This is a genomic window from Desulfovibrio sp. Huiquan2017, from assembly GCF_017351175.1.
Taxonomy (GTDB): domain Bacteria; phylum Desulfobacterota; class Desulfovibrionia; order Desulfovibrionales; family Desulfovibrionaceae; genus Pseudodesulfovibrio.
The window spans coordinates 73853-94904 of record NZ_JAFMPN010000001.1; the positions used below are offsets into that span (position 1 = coordinate 73853).

At 62.8% G+C, this 21052-nt stretch carries 26 protein-coding genes and 1 tRNA gene; 23 read left to right on the forward strand and 4 right to left on the reverse strand.

Annotated elements, in window-relative coordinates:
- Nucleotides 1–14 precede the first annotated feature (14 nt).
- Complete coding sequence (locus tag J0909_RS00360) at nt 15–413, reverse strand: response regulator (RefSeq protein WP_207259618.1); 399 nt, start codon at nt 411–413, stop codon at nt 15–17.
- Nucleotides 414–599: 186 nt separating this feature from the next.
- On the opposite strand from J0909_RS00360, the gene J0909_RS00365 reads away from it, so the two are divergent.
- From J0909_RS00365 to J0909_RS00375, 3 genes are all read left to right on the forward strand, one after another.
- Nucleotides 600–929, forward strand: a complete 330-nt coding sequence (locus J0909_RS00365) for an SHOCT domain-containing protein (RefSeq protein WP_207259619.1) — start codon at nt 600–602, stop codon at nt 927–929.
- Between the two features lie 2 nt (nt 930–931).
- The gene (locus tag J0909_RS00370) at nt 932–1714 is read left to right on the forward strand and encodes an HD domain-containing protein (protein ID WP_207259620.1); all 783 of its coding nucleotides are present in this window, start codon (nt 932–934) and stop codon (nt 1712–1714) included.
- Between the two features lie 112 nt (nt 1715–1826).
- A complete protein-coding gene (locus tag J0909_RS00375; RefSeq protein WP_207259621.1) occupies nt 1827–2735 on the forward strand; it encodes an NAD(P)/FAD-dependent oxidoreductase in 909 nt (302 codons plus the stop codon).
- Between the two features lie 10 nt (nt 2736–2745).
- Here the strand turns inward: J0909_RS00375 and J0909_RS00380 are convergent, their stop codons facing one another.
- Nucleotides 2746–3375, reverse strand: a complete 630-nt coding sequence (locus J0909_RS00380; protein ID WP_207259622.1) for a PilZ domain-containing protein — start codon at nt 3373–3375, stop codon at nt 2746–2748.
- Between the two features lie 65 nt (nt 3376–3440).
- Between J0909_RS00380 and J0909_RS00385 the strand changes: the two genes are divergently transcribed.
- The 9 genes from J0909_RS00385 to J0909_RS00425 all read left to right on the forward strand — a co-directional run bounded on the left by J0909_RS00385 (nt 3441) and on the right by J0909_RS00425 (nt 10911).
- A complete protein-coding gene (locus tag J0909_RS00385) occupies nt 3441–3728 on the forward strand; it encodes a potassium:proton antiporter (protein WP_207259623.1) in 288 nt (95 codons plus the stop codon).
- Nucleotides 3729–3855: 127 nt separating this feature from the next.
- Entirely contained in the window at nt 3856–4596 is a 741-nt protein-coding gene (locus J0909_RS00390) for a cytochrome c3 family protein (protein WP_207259624.1), read from the forward strand.
- 14 nt (nt 4597–4610) lie between these two features.
- On the forward strand, nt 4611–5816 hold the full coding sequence (locus tag J0909_RS00395) for an electron transporter RnfC (protein WP_207259625.1): 1206 nt from the start codon (nt 4611–4613) through the stop codon (nt 5814–5816).
- Nucleotides 5810–6790: an RnfABCDGE type electron transport complex subunit D gene (locus J0909_RS00400; protein WP_207259626.1), complete on the forward strand. Its 981-nt coding sequence runs from the start codon at nt 5810–5812 to the stop codon at nt 6788–6790. The genes J0909_RS00395 and J0909_RS00400 overlap by 7 nt, the downstream gene beginning before the upstream one ends.
- Entirely contained in the window at nt 6791–7369 is a 579-nt protein-coding gene (rnfG, locus tag J0909_RS00405; RefSeq protein ID WP_207259627.1) for an RnfABCDGE type electron transport complex subunit G, read from the forward strand.
- A gap of 10 nt (nt 7370–7379) precedes the next feature.
- The gene (gene rsxE / locus J0909_RS00410) at nt 7380–8057 is read left to right on the forward strand and encodes an electron transport complex subunit RsxE (RefSeq protein ID WP_207259628.1); all 678 of its coding nucleotides are present in this window, start codon (nt 7380–7382) and stop codon (nt 8055–8057) included.
- A 9-nt stretch (nt 8058–8066) separates the two neighbouring features.
- On the forward strand, nt 8067–8642 hold the full coding sequence (locus J0909_RS00415) for an electron transport complex protein RnfA (protein ID WP_207259629.1): 576 nt from the start codon (nt 8067–8069) through the stop codon (nt 8640–8642).
- Between the two features lie 12 nt (nt 8643–8654).
- A complete protein-coding gene (locus J0909_RS00420; RefSeq protein WP_207259630.1) occupies nt 8655–10757 on the forward strand; it encodes an FAD-dependent oxidoreductase in 2103 nt (700 codons plus the stop codon).
- A gap of 77 nt (nt 10758–10834) precedes the next feature.
- A tRNA-Val gene (locus J0909_RS00425) sits at nt 10835–10911 on the forward strand.
- Between the two features lie 60 nt (nt 10912–10971).
- Here the strand turns inward: J0909_RS00425 and J0909_RS18310 are convergent.
- Nucleotides 10972–11181, reverse strand: a complete 210-nt coding sequence (locus J0909_RS18310) for a SpoIIAA family protein (RefSeq protein ID WP_286181645.1) — start codon at nt 11179–11181, stop codon at nt 10972–10974.
- Nucleotides 11182–11439: 258 nt separating this feature from the next.
- Nucleotides 11440–11994, reverse strand: coding sequence for a hypothetical protein (locus J0909_RS00435; RefSeq protein ID WP_286181646.1), 555 nt, complete (start codon nt 11992–11994; stop codon nt 11440–11442).
- Nucleotides 11995–12193: 199 nt separating this feature from the next.
- On the opposite strand from J0909_RS00435, the gene J0909_RS00440 reads away from it, so the two are divergent.
- From J0909_RS00440 to rfbD, 11 genes are all read left to right on the forward strand, one after another.
- Nucleotides 12194–13921 (forward strand): aldehyde ferredoxin oxidoreductase family protein, encoded by a 1728-nt coding sequence (locus J0909_RS00440; RefSeq protein ID WP_207259632.1) that lies wholly within the window; start codon nt 12194–12196, stop codon nt 13919–13921.
- 93 nt (nt 13922–14014) lie between these two features.
- Nucleotides 14015–14242: a MoaD/ThiS family protein gene (locus tag J0909_RS00445; RefSeq protein ID WP_207259633.1), complete on the forward strand. Its 228-nt coding sequence runs from the start codon at nt 14015–14017 to the stop codon at nt 14240–14242.
- Nucleotides 14243–14246: 4 nt separating this feature from the next.
- Nucleotides 14247–15083 carry a HesA/MoeB/ThiF family protein gene (locus tag J0909_RS00450; protein WP_207259634.1) on the forward strand — a complete coding sequence of 279 codons (837 nt, stop codon included), beginning with the start codon at nt 14247–14249 and terminating at the stop codon, nt 15081–15083.
- A 126-nt stretch (nt 15084–15209) separates the two neighbouring features.
- Nucleotides 15210–15596: a winged helix-turn-helix domain-containing protein gene (locus J0909_RS00455; RefSeq protein WP_207259635.1), complete on the forward strand. Its 387-nt coding sequence runs from the start codon at nt 15210–15212 to the stop codon at nt 15594–15596.
- Between the two features lie 55 nt (nt 15597–15651).
- On the forward strand, nt 15652–16476 hold the full coding sequence (locus tag J0909_RS00460) for an ABC transporter substrate-binding protein (protein ID WP_207259636.1): 825 nt from the start codon (nt 15652–15654) through the stop codon (nt 16474–16476).
- Between the two features lie 66 nt (nt 16477–16542).
- Nucleotides 16543–17238, forward strand: coding sequence for an ABC transporter permease (locus tag J0909_RS00465; protein ID WP_207259637.1), 696 nt, complete (start codon nt 16543–16545; stop codon nt 17236–17238).
- The gene (locus tag J0909_RS00470) at nt 17235–17885 is read left to right on the forward strand and encodes an energy-coupling factor ABC transporter ATP-binding protein (RefSeq protein WP_207259638.1); all 651 of its coding nucleotides are present in this window, start codon (nt 17235–17237) and stop codon (nt 17883–17885) included. Before J0909_RS00465 ends, J0909_RS00470 begins: the two co-directional genes overlap by 4 nt.
- Before the next feature lie 16 nt (nt 17886–17901).
- A complete protein-coding gene (locus tag J0909_RS00475; RefSeq protein ID WP_207259639.1) occupies nt 17902–18609 on the forward strand; it encodes a molybdopterin-guanine dinucleotide biosynthesis protein MobB in 708 nt (235 codons plus the stop codon).
- Between the two features lie 3 nt (nt 18610–18612).
- The gene (locus J0909_RS00480) at nt 18613–19074 is read left to right on the forward strand and encodes a tRNA (cytidine(34)-2'-O)-methyltransferase (protein ID WP_207259640.1); all 462 of its coding nucleotides are present in this window, start codon (nt 18613–18615) and stop codon (nt 19072–19074) included.
- A gap of 77 nt (nt 19075–19151) precedes the next feature.
- A complete protein-coding gene (gene rfbB, locus J0909_RS00485; protein WP_207259641.1) occupies nt 19152–20168 on the forward strand; it encodes a dTDP-glucose 4,6-dehydratase in 1017 nt (338 codons plus the stop codon).
- Nucleotides 20168–21043: a dTDP-4-dehydrorhamnose reductase gene (rfbD, locus tag J0909_RS00490; RefSeq protein ID WP_207259642.1), complete on the forward strand. Its 876-nt coding sequence runs from the start codon at nt 20168–20170 to the stop codon at nt 21041–21043. Before rfbB ends, rfbD begins: the two co-directional genes overlap by 1 nt.
- The last annotated feature ends 9 nt before the right edge of the window (nt 21044–21052 follow it).

Genomic DNA, 21052 nt, shown 5'->3' on the forward strand with positions numbered 1-21052 from the left:
CGGCGGACAGGCAATCAATCGATGAGCGCAAGGTTGCGCAGAATGGCGTAGAGGCTCTCCACCTCGATGGGTTTGGGCAGGTAGGCCGCGGCCCCGCCCTTGTAGTAGGCCCGGACCACGGTCTTCGGGTCGTTCAGAGCGGTAATCATGATGACCTTGGCCTCGTCGGCGGTGGACACGCCCAATTCCTGTTCCATGGCCCGGATGTCCTTGAGGGCCTGATGGCCGTCCTTGTTGGGCATCATGATGTCCATGCAGACCAGATCATAAGGGCGGCCCTCGTCGATGGCGCGACGGAAGGCGTCCACGCACTCCACGCCGTCGGAGGCCGTGTCGCACTCGCCGAAATCGGACAGCAACGCGGTCAAAAGCTTACGGCTGGTGAATTCATCTTCAACTATAAGGATACGCATTGATTCTCCTTCTCGGAAGCAAAACTACACCACTCGACAAAGGAATTCAACGGGCCGGGACAAATCCCGCCGCAATCTATAACGCCTTCATAGGGCGCATCGCCGCCCTGCCGGGGCTTGCCCTAAAGGCGATTGCCACGTAGAAACAGGGCCGCGGCCAACCACGCCGCCCGGAGGAAAACGACCATGGATTTTTCGCACATTCCCGCCCTGCTCGGCGGTTTTTTCGATTTTCTGGACAGCCCGCAATGGCGCGCATGGCCGTTCAATTCCGGGTATGGGGAACACATTCTGCCCGCCGTGGCCCGCCTGCTCTTCGTCTCCCTGATCATGGGAGCGATCCTGCTCTTTCTCCGGCTGCTCTTCGGCCCGGGCGGCCCCCTGCGGGACAAGGAACTCGACGAGGAGGCCCGCCTAGAGACCGAAAAGGAACGGGCCGAGCTCAAGGAGCGGTTCGAAAAGGGAGAAATCTCCGAACCGGAATACGAAGTCAGGATGAAGAGGCTCAAGGATTGACCATGTCCCTGCCCGCACACGAAGAACTGATCCGGGAATTCGCCGAAAAACACCTCACCGGCGAGGAAAACAACGACTACCACATCCGCCTGAAGCTCGACCACACCATGCGCGTCCTGGACAACGCGCGGGCGATCATCGAAGCGGAAAAGATCACCGGCCGCACCGGGGAACTGGCCGTCATGGCCGCCCTGTATCACGACATCGGGCGCTTTCCGCAATTCGCGCGTTACCGGACATTCCGGGACGCGGAGTCCGTCAGCCACGGACGCATGGGCGTGCTCGCCCTGCGCGGCCTCGACCTGCCCGGCGGCTTTTCCCCGGCCGAATGGCGGTTGATCCGAGCCGCCGTGGGCCTGCATAACGCCAAGGATGTCAACCCACGCCTCCGTCCCCCTTTGGCCACCATGGTCGATGTCACCCGCGACGCGGACAAGCTCGACATCTTTACCGTCATCCTGGACTACATGGAGCAGCCCCATACCCCTGGCCGGGCGGTCCTCTTCCGGCTCAAGACAGACCCCACGCGCTGTACCCCGGCGGTTCTGAACGCGGTCTTGTCCGCCGGGTCCTGCGACTATTCCCTGCTCCGCTACGAAAAAGACTTCCTGCTGCTCATGACCGGCTGGATATTTTCCCTGACCTACGCCACCTCGGGCCGACTGCTGCTCGAACGCGGCCTGGTGGCCCGAACCTTCGCGCTGCTGCCCGAAATCCCGGAAAGCGAAATCCTGAAGGCCAAGGTCCTCGACCACCTGCACGCCCGGGGATCGGCCAACTTCTGACATCCGCCGGGTACGCCTCTTCAATCCTCCTCCGGGAACGCAGCTTTACTTCCCCCGACGAGTGCTTATTCTTTGCGGTAACGCACTCTCATTCGAACACAGGAGGACCCCCATGTCCGATACGCTCTACGACGTCGTCATACTCGGTTCCGGCCCCGGCGGCCTTCAGGCGGCCATCCATGCTTCACGCAAAAAGGCCCGGACCCTCATGCTCGGCCGCATCGACAATTCCAGCCTGTACTGGGCTCATGTGGAAAACTACTGCTGTCAGATCAAGATATCCGGCGAGGAAATCCTCAAGAAGGGCCGCGTCCAAGCCGAAAGCTTCGGGGCCGAATTCCGCGACGAAGACGTCCTGGCCATCGAGCCGGACGGCAAAACGTTCTCACTCAAACTCGAATCCGGCGACACGGTCCGGGCCAAGACCATTATCCTGGCCACGGGTTCCAGCCGCAACAAGCTGGGTGTGCCCGGCGAAAAGGAACTGCTCGGCAAGGGCGTGAGCTACTGCGTGGACTGCGACGCGGGCTTCTACCGAAACGAAGTGGTGGCCGTGGCCGGTTGCCGTAGCGCCGCCGCGGGCGGAGCCGTGGCCTTGACCAACTTCGCGAGCGAGGTGCACCTCTACTGCCAGGAACTGGACGTCAACGAAGGATTGAGCAAGCAGTTGACCGACACCGGCGTACACGTCCACGAGGGCGTGACCATCAAGGAAATCCAAGGGGACGACGCGGTCCGGTCCGTGCTCCTGGACGACGGCTCCACTCAAGACGTCAGCGGCGTGTTCATCGAATTGGGCGCCAAGGGCGTGCTGGAATTGACCGCCATGCTCGGCGTGCGGTTGGATGAAAACATGAAATATATCGAGGCGGACAAAAAGCAGCGCACCAACGTGGAAGGCGTGTACGCCGCAGGCGACATCTGCGGCCCGCCCCTCCAGATGGCCAAGGCCGTCGGCGAGGGATGCGTCGCGGGCATCGAAGCCGCCACCTACGCCAAGAAGCTTGAGGTCGGCGCATAGGCCGAAGCAGCTATACCCCGGGGATGCGGCAGCAGACCTGGGCCTCGATGAAACCGGATATCCGCTTGCGGGCATCCGGTTCGTCGTTGTTGAAACGCAGCACCGCATAGTGCGTGCGGTCCTTCATAAAGGTCTTGAACACCGAGCACCCCACGCCGATGCCCTGCCCGTCCATGTCGAAAGGATGAAAGGTCAGACGCACGCGGTCGTCCTTTTCCACGGGACAGCCGCCTCGGTCGTCGCCCAAAAAACGCACGCGGGTGCAACTGGCGGACATATCCTCCAACACCCCCCGGACGGCCTGTCCGCCGTTGACCACGAAAGCCGGGAACGAGCAGGCGCAACGCGGCTCCCTACGCTCCTCGGCGTCGAAGATCTTCCGAGGGGCGGCCAATTCAAAAATTGTGGAAGGCGTGTCCACGGTTTTCAGGACGCGGGTATGGAAGCCGAGCAGCTTGCCGTCGTAGACGTAGCGGACCTGGGCGAAGGCGTCCGTCGCCAATCGCTCGACCACCGCGTCGGGCACATCGGCAAAGACCGTCAGGCGGCCGTCGGCCTTGAGCCCGGCGACCAGCCCGAGGAAGCGGTCCTCGAAGGTCGAGACCTCCAGAATGATGCTGTCGCCCACGGCGATATCCATGCCACCCTCCCGTATTGCTTCAGTAAACCATGGCGTTCCGGCCAGCAATTATATATACGGTTCCCATGCTCAAAACACTCGGAATCCTCGCCTGGGGTGGATGCCTGCTGACCCTGGTCTGGCAAGGCGCCGTCTGGGCCGTCACCGGGACCCGGCCCGTCCTGACTCTCATGGATGTGCTGAGCAAGTTGTTCGGCCTGGACATGCTGACCCTGGCGAGCGAGTTTCCCCTGGATATCGCCGCCAAGGCGGCCTACGTGCTCGTCACCACGGAACTGGCTCTCTTCCTGTGGTGGGCGGGAGCGGCCTTGTTCGGTCTGATGTTCGCCTTCGGCCTGCTCGGCCGGGGATAAATTCAGCGCATCCTCCCTTTCCCCGGACAATGCTCATCCTGACCTCAAAACCTCTTTAAGGTATGGACTAAACCCCACGGTTTCAGCTACAAGTTTGTATTCCGCTCTAACCTATGAGGTTGATCCATTGCAAAAACGGTATCTTCCCATCACCATCGTGACCGCCGTCCTTTTTCTCGTCGCCGTCGGCGGCTACCTGGCTCCGGCCGGTTCGGAAGGACCGCCCGTCCGGGTGCTCCTCGAAAACAAGGGGGGCAAGGTCATCCTGAACCATGCCCGGCACATCGACGACATGAACGGCCGGTGCGCCGACTGTCACCACACCTCGGCCGACGACAACAATCCGCCCGCCTGCGGCTCCTGCCACGTCGCCAAATTCGACGAGGCCTTCAAAGCCGGCCATCAGAAAACCATGGACAAAAGGCAGTGCGCCGCCTGCCATCACGCCGGGGCGAGTATCGCCAAATTCAACCACGCCGAACACGCCGACGACTACACCTCCGGCGACTGCCTGTCCTGCCATCACGACAAGGATATCGAACCCGAACCGCAGGCCTGCGCCAACTGCCATACGGACGGGGCCGACTCCCGCCCATCCCTGCGCGACGCGGCCCACGCCAGGTGCGCGGACTGCCATGAAGACCTTTATAAGGAAGGAGCCGTGGGCTGCACCCGCTGCCACGAGCGCAAGGCCGAACCGGCCGTCGAGGCCAGCTACCGGGCCTGCGCCGATTGCCACACCGGGCCCACCGACCGGCTGATCCCCACCACCATGACGGCTTACCATGACCAATGCCGGGGCTGCCACGAGAAGAACGGCAGCGGCCCGTTCGATGACGACGCCTGCTACCAATGCCACATGAAATAAGGGACCGAAGCGACATGAGCGATTTCAATTTCAGCCTGCTGTGCGGCGAAACCGGGCCCCTGACCACGTCCTCCCGGCCGGACCGGCTGCGCCTGTCCATGGAGGGCCTGACCCCGATCCTGGGCGTGGGCGAACAGGTCCTGGCGGGCACCAAAGTGGCCGTGGGCAACGGTCCGGACAAGGGCGATCTGCACGCCCCCCTGGCCGGAACCATCCTCGAACTGGAGCCCCACTCGATGTTTATCGAGATGGGCAGCGGCGGCAAGCTGGCGCCCGTCACCCCCTGCGTCGAGGGCGGCGATCCCCTCCGGCAATGGCTCAAATCCATGGGTATGGACGTGGGCGCCCTGTACAAGGCCTCCACCCTGATCATCAACGGGGTCCCGCCCGAGCCCGGCATCTCCGCGTTCGAGCCTCTGCTGCGCGACTACCGCAAGACCCTGGAACTGGGGTTGGAAACGATCCGCAAGGTGATCGAGCCAACCAAAATGTTCCTGGTGGCGGCCAAAGGCAACCGGGCCAATGCCTTCGCCAACTGCACCGTGGCCCATGTCCCCCCGGTCTACCCCAACGGGCTCGACCCGCTGGTCTACAAGGCGATCCTCAAACAGGAGGTCCTGCCCGGCTCCCGGCCGAAAAACGCCACCATCCTGTCTGTCCGCGAACTATACGCCGTCGGCCGGGTCATGGAGACGGGCCGCCCCGTGACCGAGACGGTCATGACCATCGGCGGCCAGAACCGGCTGGTGCGCGTGGGCACCCCCGTGGGCCTCCTGGCCGCCGAGGCCGGAGTCCAAGTGCAACCCGGCGACCGCGCCGTCCTGGGCGGCCCCCTACGCGGCCTGGCCGCGGTCAATCTGGAGCAGGGGGTGGACAAGGACACCTACGGCCTGACCCTCATGCGCCGCGAGGCGGGCTTCGAAACCACGGACAATTTCTGTCTCGGCTGCGGCGCGTGCGAACGCCACTGCCCGGCCCGGATCATGCCGGGCATGATCAGCCGCTGCGCCGAATTCAAACAGTTCGAACGGGCCGAGGCCTACCACATACACTCCTGCATGGAATGCGGCCTATGCGGCTATTGGTGCACGGCCCAACGCCCGCTGCTGCAATACATCCGCCTGGCAAAGTACGAACTGGCCCTGCTGGCCGGCGCGCACGCCCCGGACACCCCCCCGGATGACAAACTGAAGGAGCAGACCGGAGACACGCCATGCTGAAGCCGCTCAATCCCATCCTGACCGTGACCGTCCCGCCGCACGTGCATTGCGGCCGGACCATCCAACGCCACATGCTCGACACCCTTCTCGCGCTCATGCCCGCCGCCATCCTGGCCGTGGCCGTCTTCGGCATGGGAGCCCTCCGGGTCATGGCCTTGTCCTGCGCCGTGGCTGTGACCGCCGAGGTCCTGCTCAACCGGATAATGAAGCGCGAGCAGTCCGTGGATGACTACAGCGCCCCGGTCACCGGACTGTTGTTCGCCTTCCTGCTCCCGGCATCGAGCCCATGGTGGCTGGTAACGGTCGGCGCGTTCGCCGCCATCGTCCTGGGCAAGATGATTTTCGGAGGCCTGGGCGGCAGCCCGCTCTGTCCGCCCCTGGTCGGCTGGGCCGTGTGCCGCATCTCCTGGGGAAGCTACATGGACACCAACGCGACCATGCTTTCCTCCCAACTGGCCGCCCCCCTGCAACAGCTCAAATATTTCGGTGCGGAGTCCATCGGCTCCATCCATTACCAAGATCTGCTTCTGGGCAACCAGCTCGGCGGCCTGGGGGCCGTGCATGTGGCCGCCCTCCTGGCGGGTGCGGCCTATCTGCTGCTGCGCGGCCGCATCGCCTGGGAAATCCCGGCAGGGTTCTTCGGCGGGCTGCTGCTGACGGCCTGGCTTTATCGCCTTCTGGACCCCACGGTCTACGCCCCGCCCCTGTTCCATCTGCTGGCGGGCGGCGCGGTCTTCGGCGCTTTTTTCCTGGCCACGGACCCGCCGTCCAGCCCCATAGGGCGGATTCCCGCCCTGCTCTTCGGGCTCATGGCCGGGGCCATGGTCATCGTCATCCGGGTGTACGGCCTGTATCCCGACGGCGTCCCCTTCGCCATCCTCCTGGCCAACCTGTTCACCCCGCTGCTGGACCGCATCCGGCCCAAACCCTTCGGCGGCCCCTACTCCTTCTTCAACGGCACGGAGGGCGCGTAAATGAAGGAAATGATCAAAATGGTCCTGGTCCTGTCGCTCATCTGCGGCTTGTCCGGCCTAACCCTGGCCACGGTACGCCAGTCCACATCCGCGCGCATCGAAGAGCAGGTCATGACCTACGTGCAGGGCCCGGCCCTGTCCCAGATATTCACCGGCTACGACAACAATCCGATCAAGGACCGCAAGACCTTCGACCTGCCCGACGGCCCCGTGACCGTGTTCCCGGCCATGAAGAACGGCAAGCTCCTGGGCGTGGCTTTCGAAACCTTCGGCAAGGGCTTCGGCGGGCCGGTGGGCATAATGGTCGGCTTCAACATCGACGGGACCACCCTGGCGGGCATCGGCACCACCACTCTCAAGGAGACCCCCGGCCTGGGCATGCGTCTGGTCGAGCCCGAATACCGCGACCAGTTCCGGGGACACACCACCAAGTCCGTGGCCCTGACCAAGGACGGCGGCGACATCGCGGCCATTGCCGGAGCGACCATCTCGTCCACGGGCAGCGTGGCCGCAGTCAACGAGGCCATCGGAATCTTTCAACAGATCAAGGACAAAATCCACGAAACGTGGGCATCATAGGACAACCGCCATGAGCACATTGTGGAAGGAATTTTCAAAAGGCCTGTGGCACGACCTGCCGCCGTTCAAGCTGGTCCTGGGACTGTGCCCCACCCTGGCCGTGACCAAGACCGCATACAACGGCTTCGGCATGGGCGTGGCCGTCATCTTCGTCCTGGCCCTGTCGAATATGCTGGTCTCCATGTTGCGCAAGATCATCCCGTCCAAAGTGCGCATCGCCTGCTTCATCGTGGTGGCCGCTTCGCTTGTGGTCTGCGTGGAGTTGCTCATGCAGGCGTATGCCTATCCGCTGTACCTGCAACTCGGTATTTTCGTGCCGCTGATCGTGGTCAACTGCATCATCCTCGGCCGGGCCGAGGCCTTTGCCTCGAAGAATCCGGTCCTGCTGTCCGTGGCCGACGGTATGGGCATGGGCATAGGCTTCACCCTGTCCCTGACCTTCCTGGGCTCCCTGCGCGAGCTGTTCGGCTACGGCACCTGGTTCGGCATGCACGTCATGGGGACCTGGTTCAAGCCCTTCGGCTTCATGGTTGAGGCACCGGGCGCCTTCGTCTGCCTGGGCCTCGTGCTCACGGGCATGAACGCCCTGACAAACTGGCAGCGCAAGACCAAGGGGCTGGAGGCCGTCGAGGGCCCGGTCCACGACTGCAAGACCTGCGGCATGTGCGCCAGCAAGCCGAGAACATAGGGAGACGCCATGGACTACTTCGTACTCGTCATCGCCGCCATCTTCGTCAACAACATCGTGTTGGCGCAGTACCTGGGCAACTGCCCGTTCATCGGCACGTCCAAGGAGTCGGGCGTGGCGCTCGGCATGGGGCTGGCCGTGGTCTTCGTGGCCACCCTGGCCGCCGTCATCACCTGGTGCGTGCAGGAGTACCTGCTTGCCCCCAATGGCCTCGACTACCTCCAGACCATCGCCTTCATCCTGGTCATCGCCGCCCTGGTGCAGTTCGTGGAGATGTTCCTGAAAAAGGTCATTCCGCCCCTGTACAAATCGCTGGGCATCTTTCTGCCGCTGATCACCACCAACTGCGCGGTGCTCGGCATAGCCATCATCTGCCAACGCGAGGAATACGGCCTGTTCGAGACCTTCCTCTTCTCCCTGGCCTCGGGCGTGGGCTTCATGCTGGCCCTGGTCCTCCTGGCGGGCATCCGCGAACGCCTCGACCTGGCCCGGGTGCCCATGGCCATGAAAGGCACTCCGCTCGGCCTGATCATGGCCGGGCTCATGTCCCTGGCCTTCTTCGCATTCAAGGGAATGGCCTCCTAGGAGGGAGCATCCATGATCACCGCTTCCGTACTTATTCTTCTCGGCATCGGGTTCACATCCGCCGTTATCCTGGCCGTGGCCTCCAAGCTGCTCTACGTCTACGAGGACCCGCGAATCGCCCAGGTGGAGAGTGTGCTGGCCGGGGCCAACTGCGGCGGCTGCGGCTTTCCCGGCTGCGCCGGGGCGGCCCAGGGCGTTGTGGACGGCAAGGCCGGAGCCACCGTCTGCGTCATCGGCGGCGACGCCGTGGCCACCAAGGTGGCCGCCATCATGGGCCTCGAATTCGCCACCATGGAAAAACAGATCGCCTTTGTGGACTGCACCGGCGGCGAACGGGCCGAGGAAGTCTACCGCTACGCCGGGGTCAAGGACTGCCGCGCCCAGCACATGCTCTACAGCGGTTCCAAGATGTGCCCCGAGGGTTGCCTGGGCTTCGGCACCTGCGTCACGGCCTGCCAGTTCGGGGCCATAGAGATGGGCCCCAACGGCTATCCGGTGGTGGACCCCAACCTGTGCACCGCCTGCGGCGGCTGCGCACAGGTCTGCCCGCGCGGCGTGATCACCATCTGGGGCATGACCGCGCGCATCACCCACCTGAACCTCGAAACCGACTGCCTGGCCCCATGCCGCCAGAGATGCCCGGGGCAGATCAACATTCCCCGTTACATCGAGCAGGTCTCGCGCGGCGACTATGCCGGGGCCCTGGAGACCATCCGCGAACGCATCCCCATGCCCCTGTCCATCGGCCGGATATGCCCCCACCCCTGCGAGAGCGTCTGCCGACGAGGGCACGTGGACGAGCCCGTGGGCATCAACATGATCAAGCGGTTCGCGGCGGACTGGGAGATGAACTCCGGCGTCCGCCTGCCCATCGCCTGCGCCCCGGAGACCGGCCGCAAGGTGGCCGTTGTCGGCGGCGGTCCGGCCGGACTGTCCTGCGCTTTTTTCCTGCGCCGCCTGGGGCACAGCCCGACCATCTTTGAATCCATGCCCAAACTCGGCGGTCAGCTCAGATACGGCATACCGGAATACCGGCTACCCAAGGACGTGCTCGACTGGGAGATCCAGGGCATCCTCGATCTGGGCGTCGACGTGCAATACGAGCGGTTCTTCGGCAAGGATTTTTCCCTGAACACCCTGCGCGAGGAAGGCTTTGAAGCCGTGTTCCTCGGCATCGGCGCGTGGATGAACCTAAACCTGCGCATCGACAACGAGGACGCCAGAGGCGTGTCCACGGGAACGGAATTCCTGACCAAGATAGGGTTGGGCATCGACACCGGCACCGGCAAAAAAGTCGTCGTCGTGGGAGGCGGCAATACCGCCATCGACACGGCGCGCACCAGCCTGCGCCTGGGCGCGGATGTGACCCTCATGTATCGCCGCACCCGGGACGAGATGCCCGCCAACACGGAGGAGATCATCGGCGCCGAGGAGGAAGGCGTCAACTACCTCTTCCTGGCCGCGCCCACGCGCATCGTCAAAAACGACGCGGGGCACGTGACCCATATCGAATACATCAAAATGACGCTCGGCGAGCCCGACCAGTCCGGCCGTCGCCGCCCCGTCCCCATCGAGGGGTCCGAAACCCTCATGGAAGCGGATACCGTGTACACCGCCATCGGCCAAAAACCCGAGCTCTCCTGCCTGTACGAAAACGGCGTCTGCCCGTTGGAGGAAACGCGCTGGCGGACCCTGGCCGCCGATCCCGACACCTTGGGCACGGCCCTGCCCCACGTCTTCACCGGCGGGGACATGCACACCGGCCCGGCCCTGGTCATCACCGCACTGGGCGAAGGCCGCAAGGCGGCGCGATCCATCCACCAGTATCTCAACGGCGAGACGCCGCACGTGACCGAACGCACTCAGCGCGACCTACTGGCCTACACCATGTTCACCGATGTGCCCGACGTAGGCTATCGCGAGCGCTCCGAGATGCCGCTGCTGGCTCAATGCGACGAGCGAGCCTGCACTTTCGACGAAATCGAGGGCGCGCTGAGCGAAGAACAGGCCAAACACGAAACCTGCCGCTGCCTGCGTTGCGGCCTGACCTGCTACAACCGGGATATAGACAACGGCCAGGAATGCTTCAACGGTGACTGCGTAAAAAATCAGTAAAAAAAGGTTGCAAAGCGCCAGGCTTGGCGATATACAGTGTCTCCCTTGAGGCGATGACCCCAAGGAAAGACCAAAGTGGGCGATTAACTCAGCTGGTCAGAGTGCCATCTTCACACGGTGGAAGTCACAGGTTCAAATCCCGTATCGCCCACCACTTTGAGAAAACAACGGACGCTTGAAATAAGCGTCCGTTTTTTTTGGCGTGCGCCGCCATTCAGGCCTTGATCCATTCACAGATCTGATCCAGCTTTTCCGGCGGGTAGAGCTTGACCTCGCAGTCCATGAGCGATTCGCCGAGCTTGACGCCCCAGCGGGCCCAGGCCGGGCCGCCGACCGCGGTCAGCCTACGGAAATTCCGGCGGTGGGCCAGGCCGAACTTGGCGTCGTCCCACAGAGCCTTGAGCTCCCCCCTTGAAATCCGCATCCATGAACAGCAGCGTCGGCCTTGCCGCCCTTGCCCAGACCCCTTTCCAGGGCCGGAATCCAGACGTCCCTGTAATCCGCGCCCGTCAGCTTGCCCGTTGCGCGGACCGCGACCATTCCCGGCGTGGACTGTTCCATAACGGTGATCATGCGATTCTTCCTTGTTCGGATGCCACGGTTCAAGGATGACAGCCCCCATCCGCACCGTTCTGGGAACGGAACGCGAGCAACTGCATGCCGCCGATCCGCCGAATGCGGGTCAGACGAAGATCACCCGGATGGATACGTAACCGATCATGTCTCCGAGCCCTTCAAAAAACTCACCGGCATCCCGTCCGTTCACTTCGAGAATCTCCGGTTCCTTGTCGCGCAGGAAGTCGGCCAGCACCCCGGCGTCCACCAGGATGCCCCGGGCAAGCAGTCCCCGGCCGATTTCCACGGCCAGGGTGCTAAAGATCTTCATACCCAGCCGGGCCGGAGCAGCCTTGGCGCGGGAGTGATCCTTGATCTCGATCCCGCTGCGGAAACTCTTGTAGAAGTTGTCCCTGCCCATGACGATGCCCACCACCCCGGGCATGGCGCCGCCCAAGGCCATGCGGTCCCCGTCCTTGACGTAGGTCCGGTCCAGGTCGTCCACCGGGCTGTTGTTCAAAAAGATGGTCCGAACCGAGGAATCGATGAATTCGTCGTCGAAACCAAGCGCATCGTGCAGGAACCCGCGCACCGAAACCCCGGAAACGCTGTCCAGCGCGAATCCCTTCTGTAGAATATAATTCCAGCCCCATGCGGCCTCGGCAACCATAGCAATTTCCATACAGCCGTCCTTACTGATTAATACCATTTTCGCCTTCCCCGGGAATTGCACCGAAATGGAACATTATGCCGGAGTGAACATAATCTATTGTTTTTTTTGACATTAATTTTAAAAATACGCTAAGAGAAGACAGTTAGTCTGTTTATCGACAATGCGTCAAGCGGTGCGGTCAATTTCTAAAAACGCAGAGGGTGAATCAATGTCAAGAATTCTGAGAATCAACTGTCGAACGAAGGAATACACTTTCGAGGAGAGCGGTCCCTACGCCGGGCTCGGCGGTCGTGCGCTGACCTCCCGGGTCATCAACAAGGAAGTTCCGGCCACTTGCCATCCGCTGTCCGCCGAGAACAAGCTGGTCATCGCCACAGGCCTCATGGGCGGCTCCACCGCAGCCAACTCCGGCCGCGTATCCGTAGGCACCAAATCCCCGCTGACCGGCGGCATCAAAGAATCCAACTCCGGCGGCCTGTTCGCCCACAAGATGCCCAAGATGGGGCTCAAGGCCATTATCCTCGAAGACAAGCCCGAGGACGGCGCGCCCTTCGCCACCCTGTTCATTACCGAAAATAAGGTCGAATTTCGCGATGCCTCCGATATCGTCGGTATGGACAACTACCCCGCCCATGAGAAACTCCTGGCGGAATACGGCGACAAGCTGGTCGCGGGCATGATCGGCCCTGCGGGCGAAACCCTGCGCAAAACCGCCACCATCCAGTTCACCGATCCGTACAAGCGCCCCGCCCGTTCGGCCGGTCGAGGCGGTGTCGGCGCGGTCATGGGCTCCAAGAAGATCAAGGCCATCATCCTCGACCCGGCGATCAATGTGAAGGTCTCTCCCGTTGACGAGGGCACTTTCAAGGAAGCCCGGTCCACCTGGGCCTCCATCCTCAGGGGCCACCCGGTCACTTCGCAGGGCCTGCCCGCCTACGGCACCAACGTGCTGGTCAACATCGTCAACGAGGCGGGCGCCATGCCCACCAAGAATTTCCGCTACGGCCAGTGCGAGCACGCCGCCGAAATCTCCGGCGAAAAGATCGCCGACCTCATCAAGGCGCGTGGCGGCAAGACCACCGAGGGCTGCCACACCGGCTGCGTCATCCGGTGCTCCCAGCAGTACAACGACGCCGAGGGCAACTACGTGACCTCCGGTTTCGAATATGAAACCGTGTGGGCCCTGGGCGCCAACTCCCTGATCAAGGACATCGACGATATCGCTTTCATGGACCGCATCTGCGACGAAAAGGGTATGGACACCATCGAGATCGGCAACACCGTGGCCGTGGCCATGGACGGCGGAATCATTCCTTGGGGCGACGGCAAGGCGGCCATCGAGCTGCTCCAGAAGGTCGGCACCAGGGATCCTCTGGGCATGATCATCGGCAACGGCGTGGACTTCGCCGGCGGCGCCTTCGGCGTGGATCGGCTGCCCACCGTCAAGGGCCAGTCCATGCCCGCCTACGACCCGCGCGCGGTCAAGGGCGTCGGCGTGACCTACGCCACCACGGCCATGGGTGCGGACCACACCGCCGGTTACGGCGTCACCGCCAACATCCTGGGCGTGGGCGGCACCGTGGACGGCCACCAAAAGGAAGGCAACGTGGAGCTGTCCAAGAACCTCCAGGTAGCCACTGCGGCCATCGACTCCATGGGCTTCTGCCTGTTCGTGGCCTTCGCGGTCCTGGATTCCGAGAACGGTGTCCAGACCATGGCCGATCTGGTCCAGTCCTGGACCGGCACCGCCTTCTCCGTGGACGATCTGGTCGCCCTGGGCGCCGGCGCCATGAAGGACGAGCAGGAGTTCAACGAGCGGGCGGGCTTCTCCAAGATTGATGACCAGTTGCCCCGCTTCTTCGAAACCGATCCCCTGCCGCCCCACAACGTGGTCTGGGACTACTCCGCGGAAGAGCTTCAGGGCGCCAAGGTCTAAGGGCCGCATTGCACTGAATGATATGGGCCGGGGCATGTTCCCCGGCCCCTTTTTATGGTTGACCCCCTTTCCTCAACCGCCTAGGTTCATAACATGGGAATAGAACTCAAATGCTTCGCCACCTTGGCGGAATACTTACCGGAAAACAGTCAGGACTACCCCGTGGAACCAGGGGAGACCATCCGCTCCCTGGTGGCCAAGCTCGGCATCCCGGAGAAGGATGTGACCATCATGTTCATCAACGCCCTGCGCTCCGACCTGGACAGCGCGATCAAGGACGGCGATCGCGTCGGACTGTTCCCTCCGGTAGGCGGAGGCTAGCCCGTTGGACGCCTCCCTCGAAAACGCCATCCGAAGCCTCGCGCAGCCCCGCGCCCTGCCCTGGGGCGGCTCGGGACCGATTCTGGAGGTGACGGACGTGACCGAATTGGCAGGCAAGCACGGTCTGCCCGGCCACGAGGTCGAGGCCCTGGCCCTGGAGCTGGCCGTCACTCCCGCCCGTTACCTGCGCAACCGGGAGTCCATATCCAGCGAAGACCAGATCCGCCTGTTGCGGACGCGCATTGCCCAAGTAGGACTCGGCGGCTTGGGCGGCTCCTTGCTGGAACAATTCCTGCGCCTGGGCGTCGGCACTCTGCGCGCGGCCGACGGCGACGCTTTCGAAACGTCCAATCTGAACCGCCAGGCCCTGGCCACCCTGGACGGGCTCAACCGGCGCAAGACCCGCGCGGCCCGGATCCGCGCGGCGGAAATCAACCCCTCGACCTCGTTGGAAACGCACGCGGAATTCCTTACTCCGGAGACCCTGCCCTCCTTTCTCGACGGCTGCTCGCTGGCCGTGGACGCCCTGGGCGGCCTGACCATGCGTGCGCCCCTGCAACGGGCTGCAGCCTCGGCGGGCATTCCCCTCGTAACCGGCGCCCTGGCCGGCTGGACAGGCTTCGTCGCCGTGGTCCTGCCCGGACAAATCGGTCCGGCGGAGCTTATGGGCACGGACAACGGCGGCGAGGAACGGCTCGGCTGCCCGGCCCCGGCCGTGAACCTCATCGCCTCGCTGATGGCCTCGGAAGTCGTCAACATCCTGACCGACGCGCCGACCCTGGCCGGGCAAATGCTCGTGGCCGACCTGCGCTCGCATTCTTTCGAGACCGTTTCGCTCTAAATCGGTGCCAATTCCCATTTAATTATGTTTTAATTGACGCAATTCGGAAGATTCGTCTATTTTGGTCACTTGGTAGCATATTCTGCTAAATCCGCTTTCTTTGACCAGCGAACTCCGAGGTACCCCATGCAACAACCCCCTGAAACTATTCTAAGATTACGCGTCTGGCTCGAACAGGAAGACCAGACATACATCGGCATAGGCAGCACCCTGCTGCTCCAACAAGTGGAAAAACTGGGCTCCCTGCGCAAGGCGGCCGAGGCCCTGGGCATGTCCTACAGACGGGCTTGGGGCAAATTGAAGAATGCCGAAGAACGCATCGGCAGGCCTCTGGTGGAGAAAACCAAAGGCAAAGGGCAACGATTCAACCTCTCGCCCTACGGCAAAGAAGTCATGGAGCAATTCCTGCACTTCTATCTGGATGTAGAGGAGTACGCCACCAAACGAGCCTCGGAACTGCTTGAACTGGACGTCAAGAAATCCGGTGAATTCTACCGGGACGACATGGAATAGCGCCTCATCTTGTTTGAGGTCTGCGGATATAACTGTTCATCAAATGGAGGAAACAATGAAACGCTTGCTCATCGCCGTCCTGTCCTGCCTGGTCGTCGCGGCCATGGCCCTGCCCGTCATGGCGGGCCAGACCCTGATGATGGCCACCACCACCAGCACCGCCAACACCGGCCTGCTGGATGAACTGGTCGTGCCGAAATTCCTGAAGGACACCGGCATCGAAATCAAATACGTGGCCGTCGGCACCGGCAAAGCCCTCAAAATGGCCGAGAACTGCGACGTGGATGTGGTTTTGGTCCATGCCCCGGCCGCTGAGAAGGCCTATGTGGACAAGGGCGTGCTCATCGACCGCAAGGAGCTCATGTACAATGACTTCGTCATCATCGGCCCGGCCGACGATCCGGCGGGCGTGCAGGGCATGAACGTAGCCGAGGCGCTGAAGACCATCGCCCAGAAACAGGCCGTGTTCGCCAGCCGCGGCGACAACTCCGGCACCCACAAGAAGGAACTCTCCCTGTGGAAGGCCGCCGGAATGGCCGTGCCCGAAAAGGCCGCCTGGTACGTCCAGACCGGCCAGGGCATGCTCCCGACCATCAACATCGCCAACGAGAAAAATGGCTACACCATGACCGACCGCGGCACCTACATCAAGTACGCGGACACCAAGGGCGGCAACCCGCCGCTGGTGGTTCTGGTGGAGGGTGACAAGGTCCTGTTCAACCAGTACAGCGCCCTGGCCGTGAACACCGCCAAATGCAAGGACGCCCAGTACGAGTTGGCGACCAAGTTCATCAACTGGATGGCCTCCCCGGAAACCCAGGCGGCCATCGGCAACTTCAAGCTCTTGGGCAAGAAGCTGTTCATCCCCAACGCCAAATAGCTTTACACCGCTGATTCGGCGGGGGAGGGAAGCGGCAATTCCCTCCCCCGCCTTTACGAGACCATCATGGAATATCTGCTGCAAGGCTTCCTCCAGGGATTCAGGCTCCTCTTCTCGGGCGATCCCGAGGCCTATTCCGCCATCTGGGCCACCGTCTACGCCTCCACGCTGTCCATGATATGCAGCATGGCCATAGGCGTGCCCCTGGGCTTCCTGCTCGGCTACAAGACATTTCCCGGAAAGAAGGTCGTCCGTACCGTGGTGGACACCCTGCTTTCCTTCCCTACCGTGGTCATCGGGCTGGTGGTCTACGCCTTCCTGACCCGCAACGGTCCGCTGGGCGGCAGCGGCCTGCTCTTCACCATTCCGGGCATGGCCATCGGCCAGACGCTGCTCGGCCTGCCCATCATCGTGGCCATGACCGCCAATGCCGTCGAGTCCCTGGACAAGCGGCTGCCCATGACCCTGATTACCCTGGGCGCCACTCCCACCCAGATGATGTGGGCCACGGTCCTCGAAGCGCGCTACTCCATCATGCTCGCAGCCATGGCCGCTTACGGACGCATCGTCTCCGAGGTGGGCATCTCCATGATGGTCGGCGGCAACATCAAATGGCACACCCGAACCATCACCACGGCCATCGCGCTGGAAACAGGCAAGGGCGAATTCGCCGTGGGCATCGCGCTGGGCATGGTCCTCCTGACCGTGGCCCTGCTGGTCAACATCGGGGCCGCCGGACTCAAGAAGCGGGCCGTCCAATGAGCGCGCTCATCACCCTCGACAACATCCGGCAGCGCTATGCGGACCGGACCGTCCTCCAAATCGACCATCTGGAATTCGACGAGGGGACGATCACCGGTCTGGCGGGCCCCAATGGCTCAGGGAAATCCACCCTGTTGCGCCTGCTCGCCTTCCTGGACGCCCCAGCCCAGGGAACCATCAGTTTTCTCGGCCGCCCCGCGCAGGCCCGATCCTCTGTGAACCGGCAGGTCTCTCTGCTGGTCCAGGAGCCCTACTTGCTCAAGCGCACCGTCTTCGCCAACGTGGCATACGGCCTGCGCATCCGAAGCAAGAACGACATCCCGGCCAAAGTAAACAGGGCGCTCGAAATCGTCGGACTGGACCCCGCAGCCTTCGCCAAGCGACAGTGGTATGAACTGTCCGGCGGCGAGGTGCAACGCGTGGCCCTGGCGGCCCGGCTGGTCCTCAAGCCCAAACTCCTGCTCATGGACGAGCCCACAGCCAGCCTGGATGCCAAGAGCGCCGAGCTAATCCATACGGCCGCCCTGTCCGCCAGCCATGAATACGGCGCAAGCTTGGTCGTGGCCAGCCACGACATGCCCTGGCTCAAAGCGCTGGCCGATCACATTCACTATCTGGAAAACGGCCGCCTGGTGCGGACCGTATAACCGTTCGGAGGAATCCATGAAGGCAGTCTCCATCATCGGGCCCAAGAATTCCGGCAAGACCACCCTCGGGCTCAAGCTCGCCCGCCACTTCAAGGACCAGGGACTGACCGTCTCGGCGGTCAAGTTCAGCCACCACGGCCTTAATTTCAGCGACAGCGACACCACCGAATACGCCAAGATATGCAACACGGTGGGCGGCCTGGGTCCCAAGGAGGCCTTCATCCACTGGACGAAACACCGCTTTCTGCCGGATTTGTTGCCGCTTCTCACCAACGACGTGCTCCTGGTGGAGGGCGGCAAGAGCCTCGGCTTCCTGCCACGCGTGCTCTGTCTTCAGGGGGATTTGTCCGACGGCACGGACTGGCTTTCCCCGGAACTGGCCATCGCCAGCGTGGGCGAGACCGCCGTGGACGGCGTGCCGGTAATCAACGACCTGCCGGCTCTGGCCGACACCATCCTGGCCAAGGGGTTCTTCCTGCCCGGCATGGATTGCGAAACTTGCGGCCGCCCGGACTGTCGGACCCTGGCCGCGGAGATCGTGGCCGGAAAGGTCACCCCCAAGGCGTGCCTGGCCATGCACAACTCCATCCAGGTGGACATCGACGGCGCGGTGGTGGGCATGAAGCCGTTCGTGGAGGACATCATCTCGGCCGCCATCCGCGAGATGATCCGGACCCTCAAGGGGTATGCGCCGGGCAAAGCAACCATCAAGCTGGACGTCTAGGCCATGCGCATCGTCCTTTTCGAGCCGGAAATTCCGCCCAATACCGGCAACATCGCCAGGCTGTGCGCAGCCACCAAGACCCCGTTGCACCTCGTCGAGCCGCTGGGATTCTCCATCGACGACAAACACCTCAAACGCGCCGGGCTGGACTACTGGCCCTTCGTGGATGTAACCGTGCACCCGAACTTCGAGCAGTTTCTCGAAACCGTGGCCCCGCCGCGCCTGGTCATGGCCACCACCAAGGCGCGGACCTCACACCACCGTTTCCAATTCCGGGCCGACGACGCCATCGTCCTCGGTCCGGAGACACGCGGCCTGCCCATGGAACTCATGGAGGGACACCCCATGGTGCGCATCCCCATCTGGGGAGAAGTGCGCAGCCTGAACCTGTCCACGGCCACGGGCATCCTGCTCTTCGAGGCCCTGCGCCAAACGGACGGCATCGTGGATGCCTTCCCTGCTTGAATTTTCCCCGCTACGGCGCTAGAATCCACAAAGTCGGAAGATTCCCCCCAACCCTTTCACCCGAGATCATAAATTCCATGAAACTCCTCGTTACCGGCGGCTGTGGCTTCATCGGCACCAACTTCATCCGGCTCATGCTCGACGCCCACCCGGACTGGTCCATCGTCAACCTGGACAAACTGACCTATGCGGGCAACCGCCTGAATCTCCTGGACCTTGAGGAAAACGCGCCACGCTACGAGTTCGTGCACGGCGACATCTGCAACCGCGAACTGGTCATGGATCTCTTGAATGACAAGAGGCTCGACGCGGTGGTCAACTTCGCGGCGGAATCCCACGTGGACCGGTCCATCAACGACCCCTCGCCGTTTGTGACCACCAATGTGGGCGGGGCTCAAAACCTTATGGAATGCGCCCGCCAACGCGGCATCGAACGGTTCGTCCACGTGTCCACGGACGAGGTCTACGGCACCCTCGGCCCTTCGGGCAAATTCACCGAGACCACGCCGCTCTCCCCCAACAGCCCGTACTCGGCCAGCAAGGCGGGCGCGGACCTCATGGCCCGAGCCTACTTCGAGACCTATCATTTCCCGATCCTGATCACGCGCTGCTCCAACAACTACGGGCCGTACCAATTCCCGGAAAAGCTCATCCCGCTCATGTTCCTGAGCGCCAAGGCGGACAAAAGTCTGCCCGTGTATGGCGACGGACTCAACGTGCGTGACTGGATTTATGTGGACGACCATTGCCGAGGCGTGGAGCTGACCCTGACCAAGGGACGCGAGGGCCAGGCCTACAACTTCGGCGGCAATGCCGAAGAAACCAACATTTCGGTGGTCAAGACCATGTTGTCCATATTGGGCAAGCCCGAATCACTGATTACCTTCGTCACCGACCGGCCCGGCCACGACAAGCGTTACGCCATGGACTTTTCCCTGGCGGCCAGGGAGCTCGGTTTCGCCCCGACCCTGCCCTTCAGCGAAGGACTGGCCCGGACCGTCGCCTGGTACGAGGCCAACGGCCCCTGGCTTGAGCAGGTGCAAAGCGGCGAGTACCGGACGTTCATGGACACCTGGTACGAGGAGCGGGGCTGATGCGCCTGGAAGGCTCTCGAATCGCCATCCTGGGCGGCAAGACCGGGCTGCTCGGGCAAGCCCTGGCAACGGCATTCGGCCGCGCCGGCGCCCTGCCCTTCCCCCTGTCCAGCCGCGACTGCGATGTCCTCAATCCGCTCTGTGTCGAGCAATGGCTGGACAAAAACGACCCGGATCTGTTGGTCAACGCCACGGGGTATACCCAGGTGGATCAGGCCGAAGACGAACCGGAAATGGCCTTCGCCCTCAACGGCTCGGCCCCGCCGCTCCTGGCCACCCTGGCCGCGCGTCGGTCCATCCCCTTCGTCCATTACAGCACGGACTTCGTCTTCAACGGAGGAAAGCGCACGCCCTACACCGAGTATGACGAGCCCGGCGCCTCCTCAGTCTACGGCATCAGCAAGGCGGACGGCGAACGCGGCCTGCTCAAGCTCGGCTACGACCGCACCCTGATCATTCGCATCTCCTGGCTCTTCGGTCCTGGAAAATCAAATTTCGTAAAAAAAATTATTGGATTATCGGAAACACACAGCAAGCTGACGGTGGTCAACGACCAGATCGGCTCTCCCTCCTACACCCCGGACATCGCGGCAAATACCCTCAAGCTGCTGGAATTGGACGCCACCGGCATCTTTCACCTGGCCAACACGGGCGAAACATCCTGGCACGGCTTGGCCAACATGGCCGTAAGTCTGGCGGGCAAATCCTGCACGGTCTCACCGGTACCCAGCTCAGGCTATCCCACGAAGGCCGGCCGACCGCCCTACTCGGTGCTGGACCTGGCCAAGTTCATCCGCACCACGGGGACGACGCCGCGCCGATGGGAAGACGCCCTCAAACAGTACGTCCTGGACGACCTCGGCTTCGGGGCCTGAATCCCATCC

Coding starts and splice junctions, on each gene's coding strand:
- J0909_RS00475 (WP_207259639.1), top strand. CDS start 17,902: ATGAAGGCAGTCTCCATCATCGGGCCCAAGAATTCCGGCAAGACCACC.
- J0909_RS18310 (WP_286181645.1), bottom strand. CDS start 11,181: ATGCGGATTTCAAGGGGGGAGCTCAAGGCTCTGTGGGACGACGCCAAG.
- J0909_RS00370 (WP_207259620.1), top strand. CDS start 932: ATGTCCCTGCCCGCACACGAAGAACTGATCCGGGAATTCGCCGAAAAA.
- rnfG (WP_207259627.1), top strand. CDS start 6,791: ATGAAGGAAATGATCAAAATGGTCCTGGTCCTGTCGCTCATCTGCGGC.
- J0909_RS00365 (WP_207259619.1), top strand. CDS start 600: ATGGATTTTTCGCACATTCCCGCCCTGCTCGGCGGTTTTTTCGATTTT.
- J0909_RS00455 (WP_207259635.1), top strand. CDS start 15,210: ATGCAACAACCCCCTGAAACTATTCTAAGATTACGCGTCTGGCTCGAA.
- J0909_RS00470 (WP_207259638.1), top strand. CDS start 17,235: ATGAGCGCGCTCATCACCCTCGACAACATCCGGCAGCGCTATGCGGAC.
- rfbD (WP_207259642.1), top strand. CDS start 20,168: ATGCGCCTGGAAGGCTCTCGAATCGCCATCCTGGGCGGCAAGACCGGG.
- J0909_RS00395 (WP_207259625.1), top strand. CDS start 4,611: ATGAGCGATTTCAATTTCAGCCTGCTGTGCGGCGAAACCGGGCCCCTG.
- rsxE (WP_207259628.1), top strand. CDS start 7,380: ATGAGCACATTGTGGAAGGAATTTTCAAAAGGCCTGTGGCACGACCTG.
- J0909_RS00400 (WP_207259626.1), top strand. CDS start 5,810: ATGCTGAAGCCGCTCAATCCCATCCTGACCGTGACCGTCCCGCCGCAC.
- J0909_RS00480 (WP_207259640.1), top strand. CDS start 18,613: ATGCGCATCGTCCTTTTCGAGCCGGAAATTCCGCCCAATACCGGCAAC.
- J0909_RS00415 (WP_207259629.1), top strand. CDS start 8,067: ATGGACTACTTCGTACTCGTCATCGCCGCCATCTTCGTCAACAACATC.
- J0909_RS00380 (WP_207259622.1), bottom strand. CDS start 3,375: ATGGATATCGCCGTGGGCGACAGCATCATTCTGGAGGTCTCGACCTTC.
- rfbB (WP_207259641.1), top strand. CDS start 19,152: ATGAAACTCCTCGTTACCGGCGGCTGTGGCTTCATCGGCACCAACTTC.
- J0909_RS00420 (WP_207259630.1), top strand. CDS start 8,655: ATGATCACCGCTTCCGTACTTATTCTTCTCGGCATCGGGTTCACATCC.
- J0909_RS00465 (WP_207259637.1), top strand. CDS start 16,543: ATGGAATATCTGCTGCAAGGCTTCCTCCAGGGATTCAGGCTCCTCTTC.
- J0909_RS00440 (WP_207259632.1), top strand. CDS start 12,194: ATGTCAAGAATTCTGAGAATCAACTGTCGAACGAAGGAATACACTTTC.
- J0909_RS00385 (WP_207259623.1), top strand. CDS start 3,441: ATGCTCAAAACACTCGGAATCCTCGCCTGGGGTGGATGCCTGCTGACC.
- J0909_RS00460 (WP_207259636.1), top strand. CDS start 15,652: ATGAAACGCTTGCTCATCGCCGTCCTGTCCTGCCTGGTCGTCGCGGCC.
- J0909_RS00360 (WP_207259618.1), bottom strand. CDS start 413: ATGCGTATCCTTATAGTTGAAGATGAATTCACCAGCCGTAAGCTTTTG.
- J0909_RS00445 (WP_207259633.1), top strand. CDS start 14,015: ATGGGAATAGAACTCAAATGCTTCGCCACCTTGGCGGAATACTTACCG.
- J0909_RS00435 (WP_286181646.1), bottom strand. CDS start 11,994: ATGGAAATTGCTATGGTTGCCGAGGCCGCATGGGGCTGGAATTATATT.
- J0909_RS00375 (WP_207259621.1), top strand. CDS start 1,827: ATGTCCGATACGCTCTACGACGTCGTCATACTCGGTTCCGGCCCCGGC.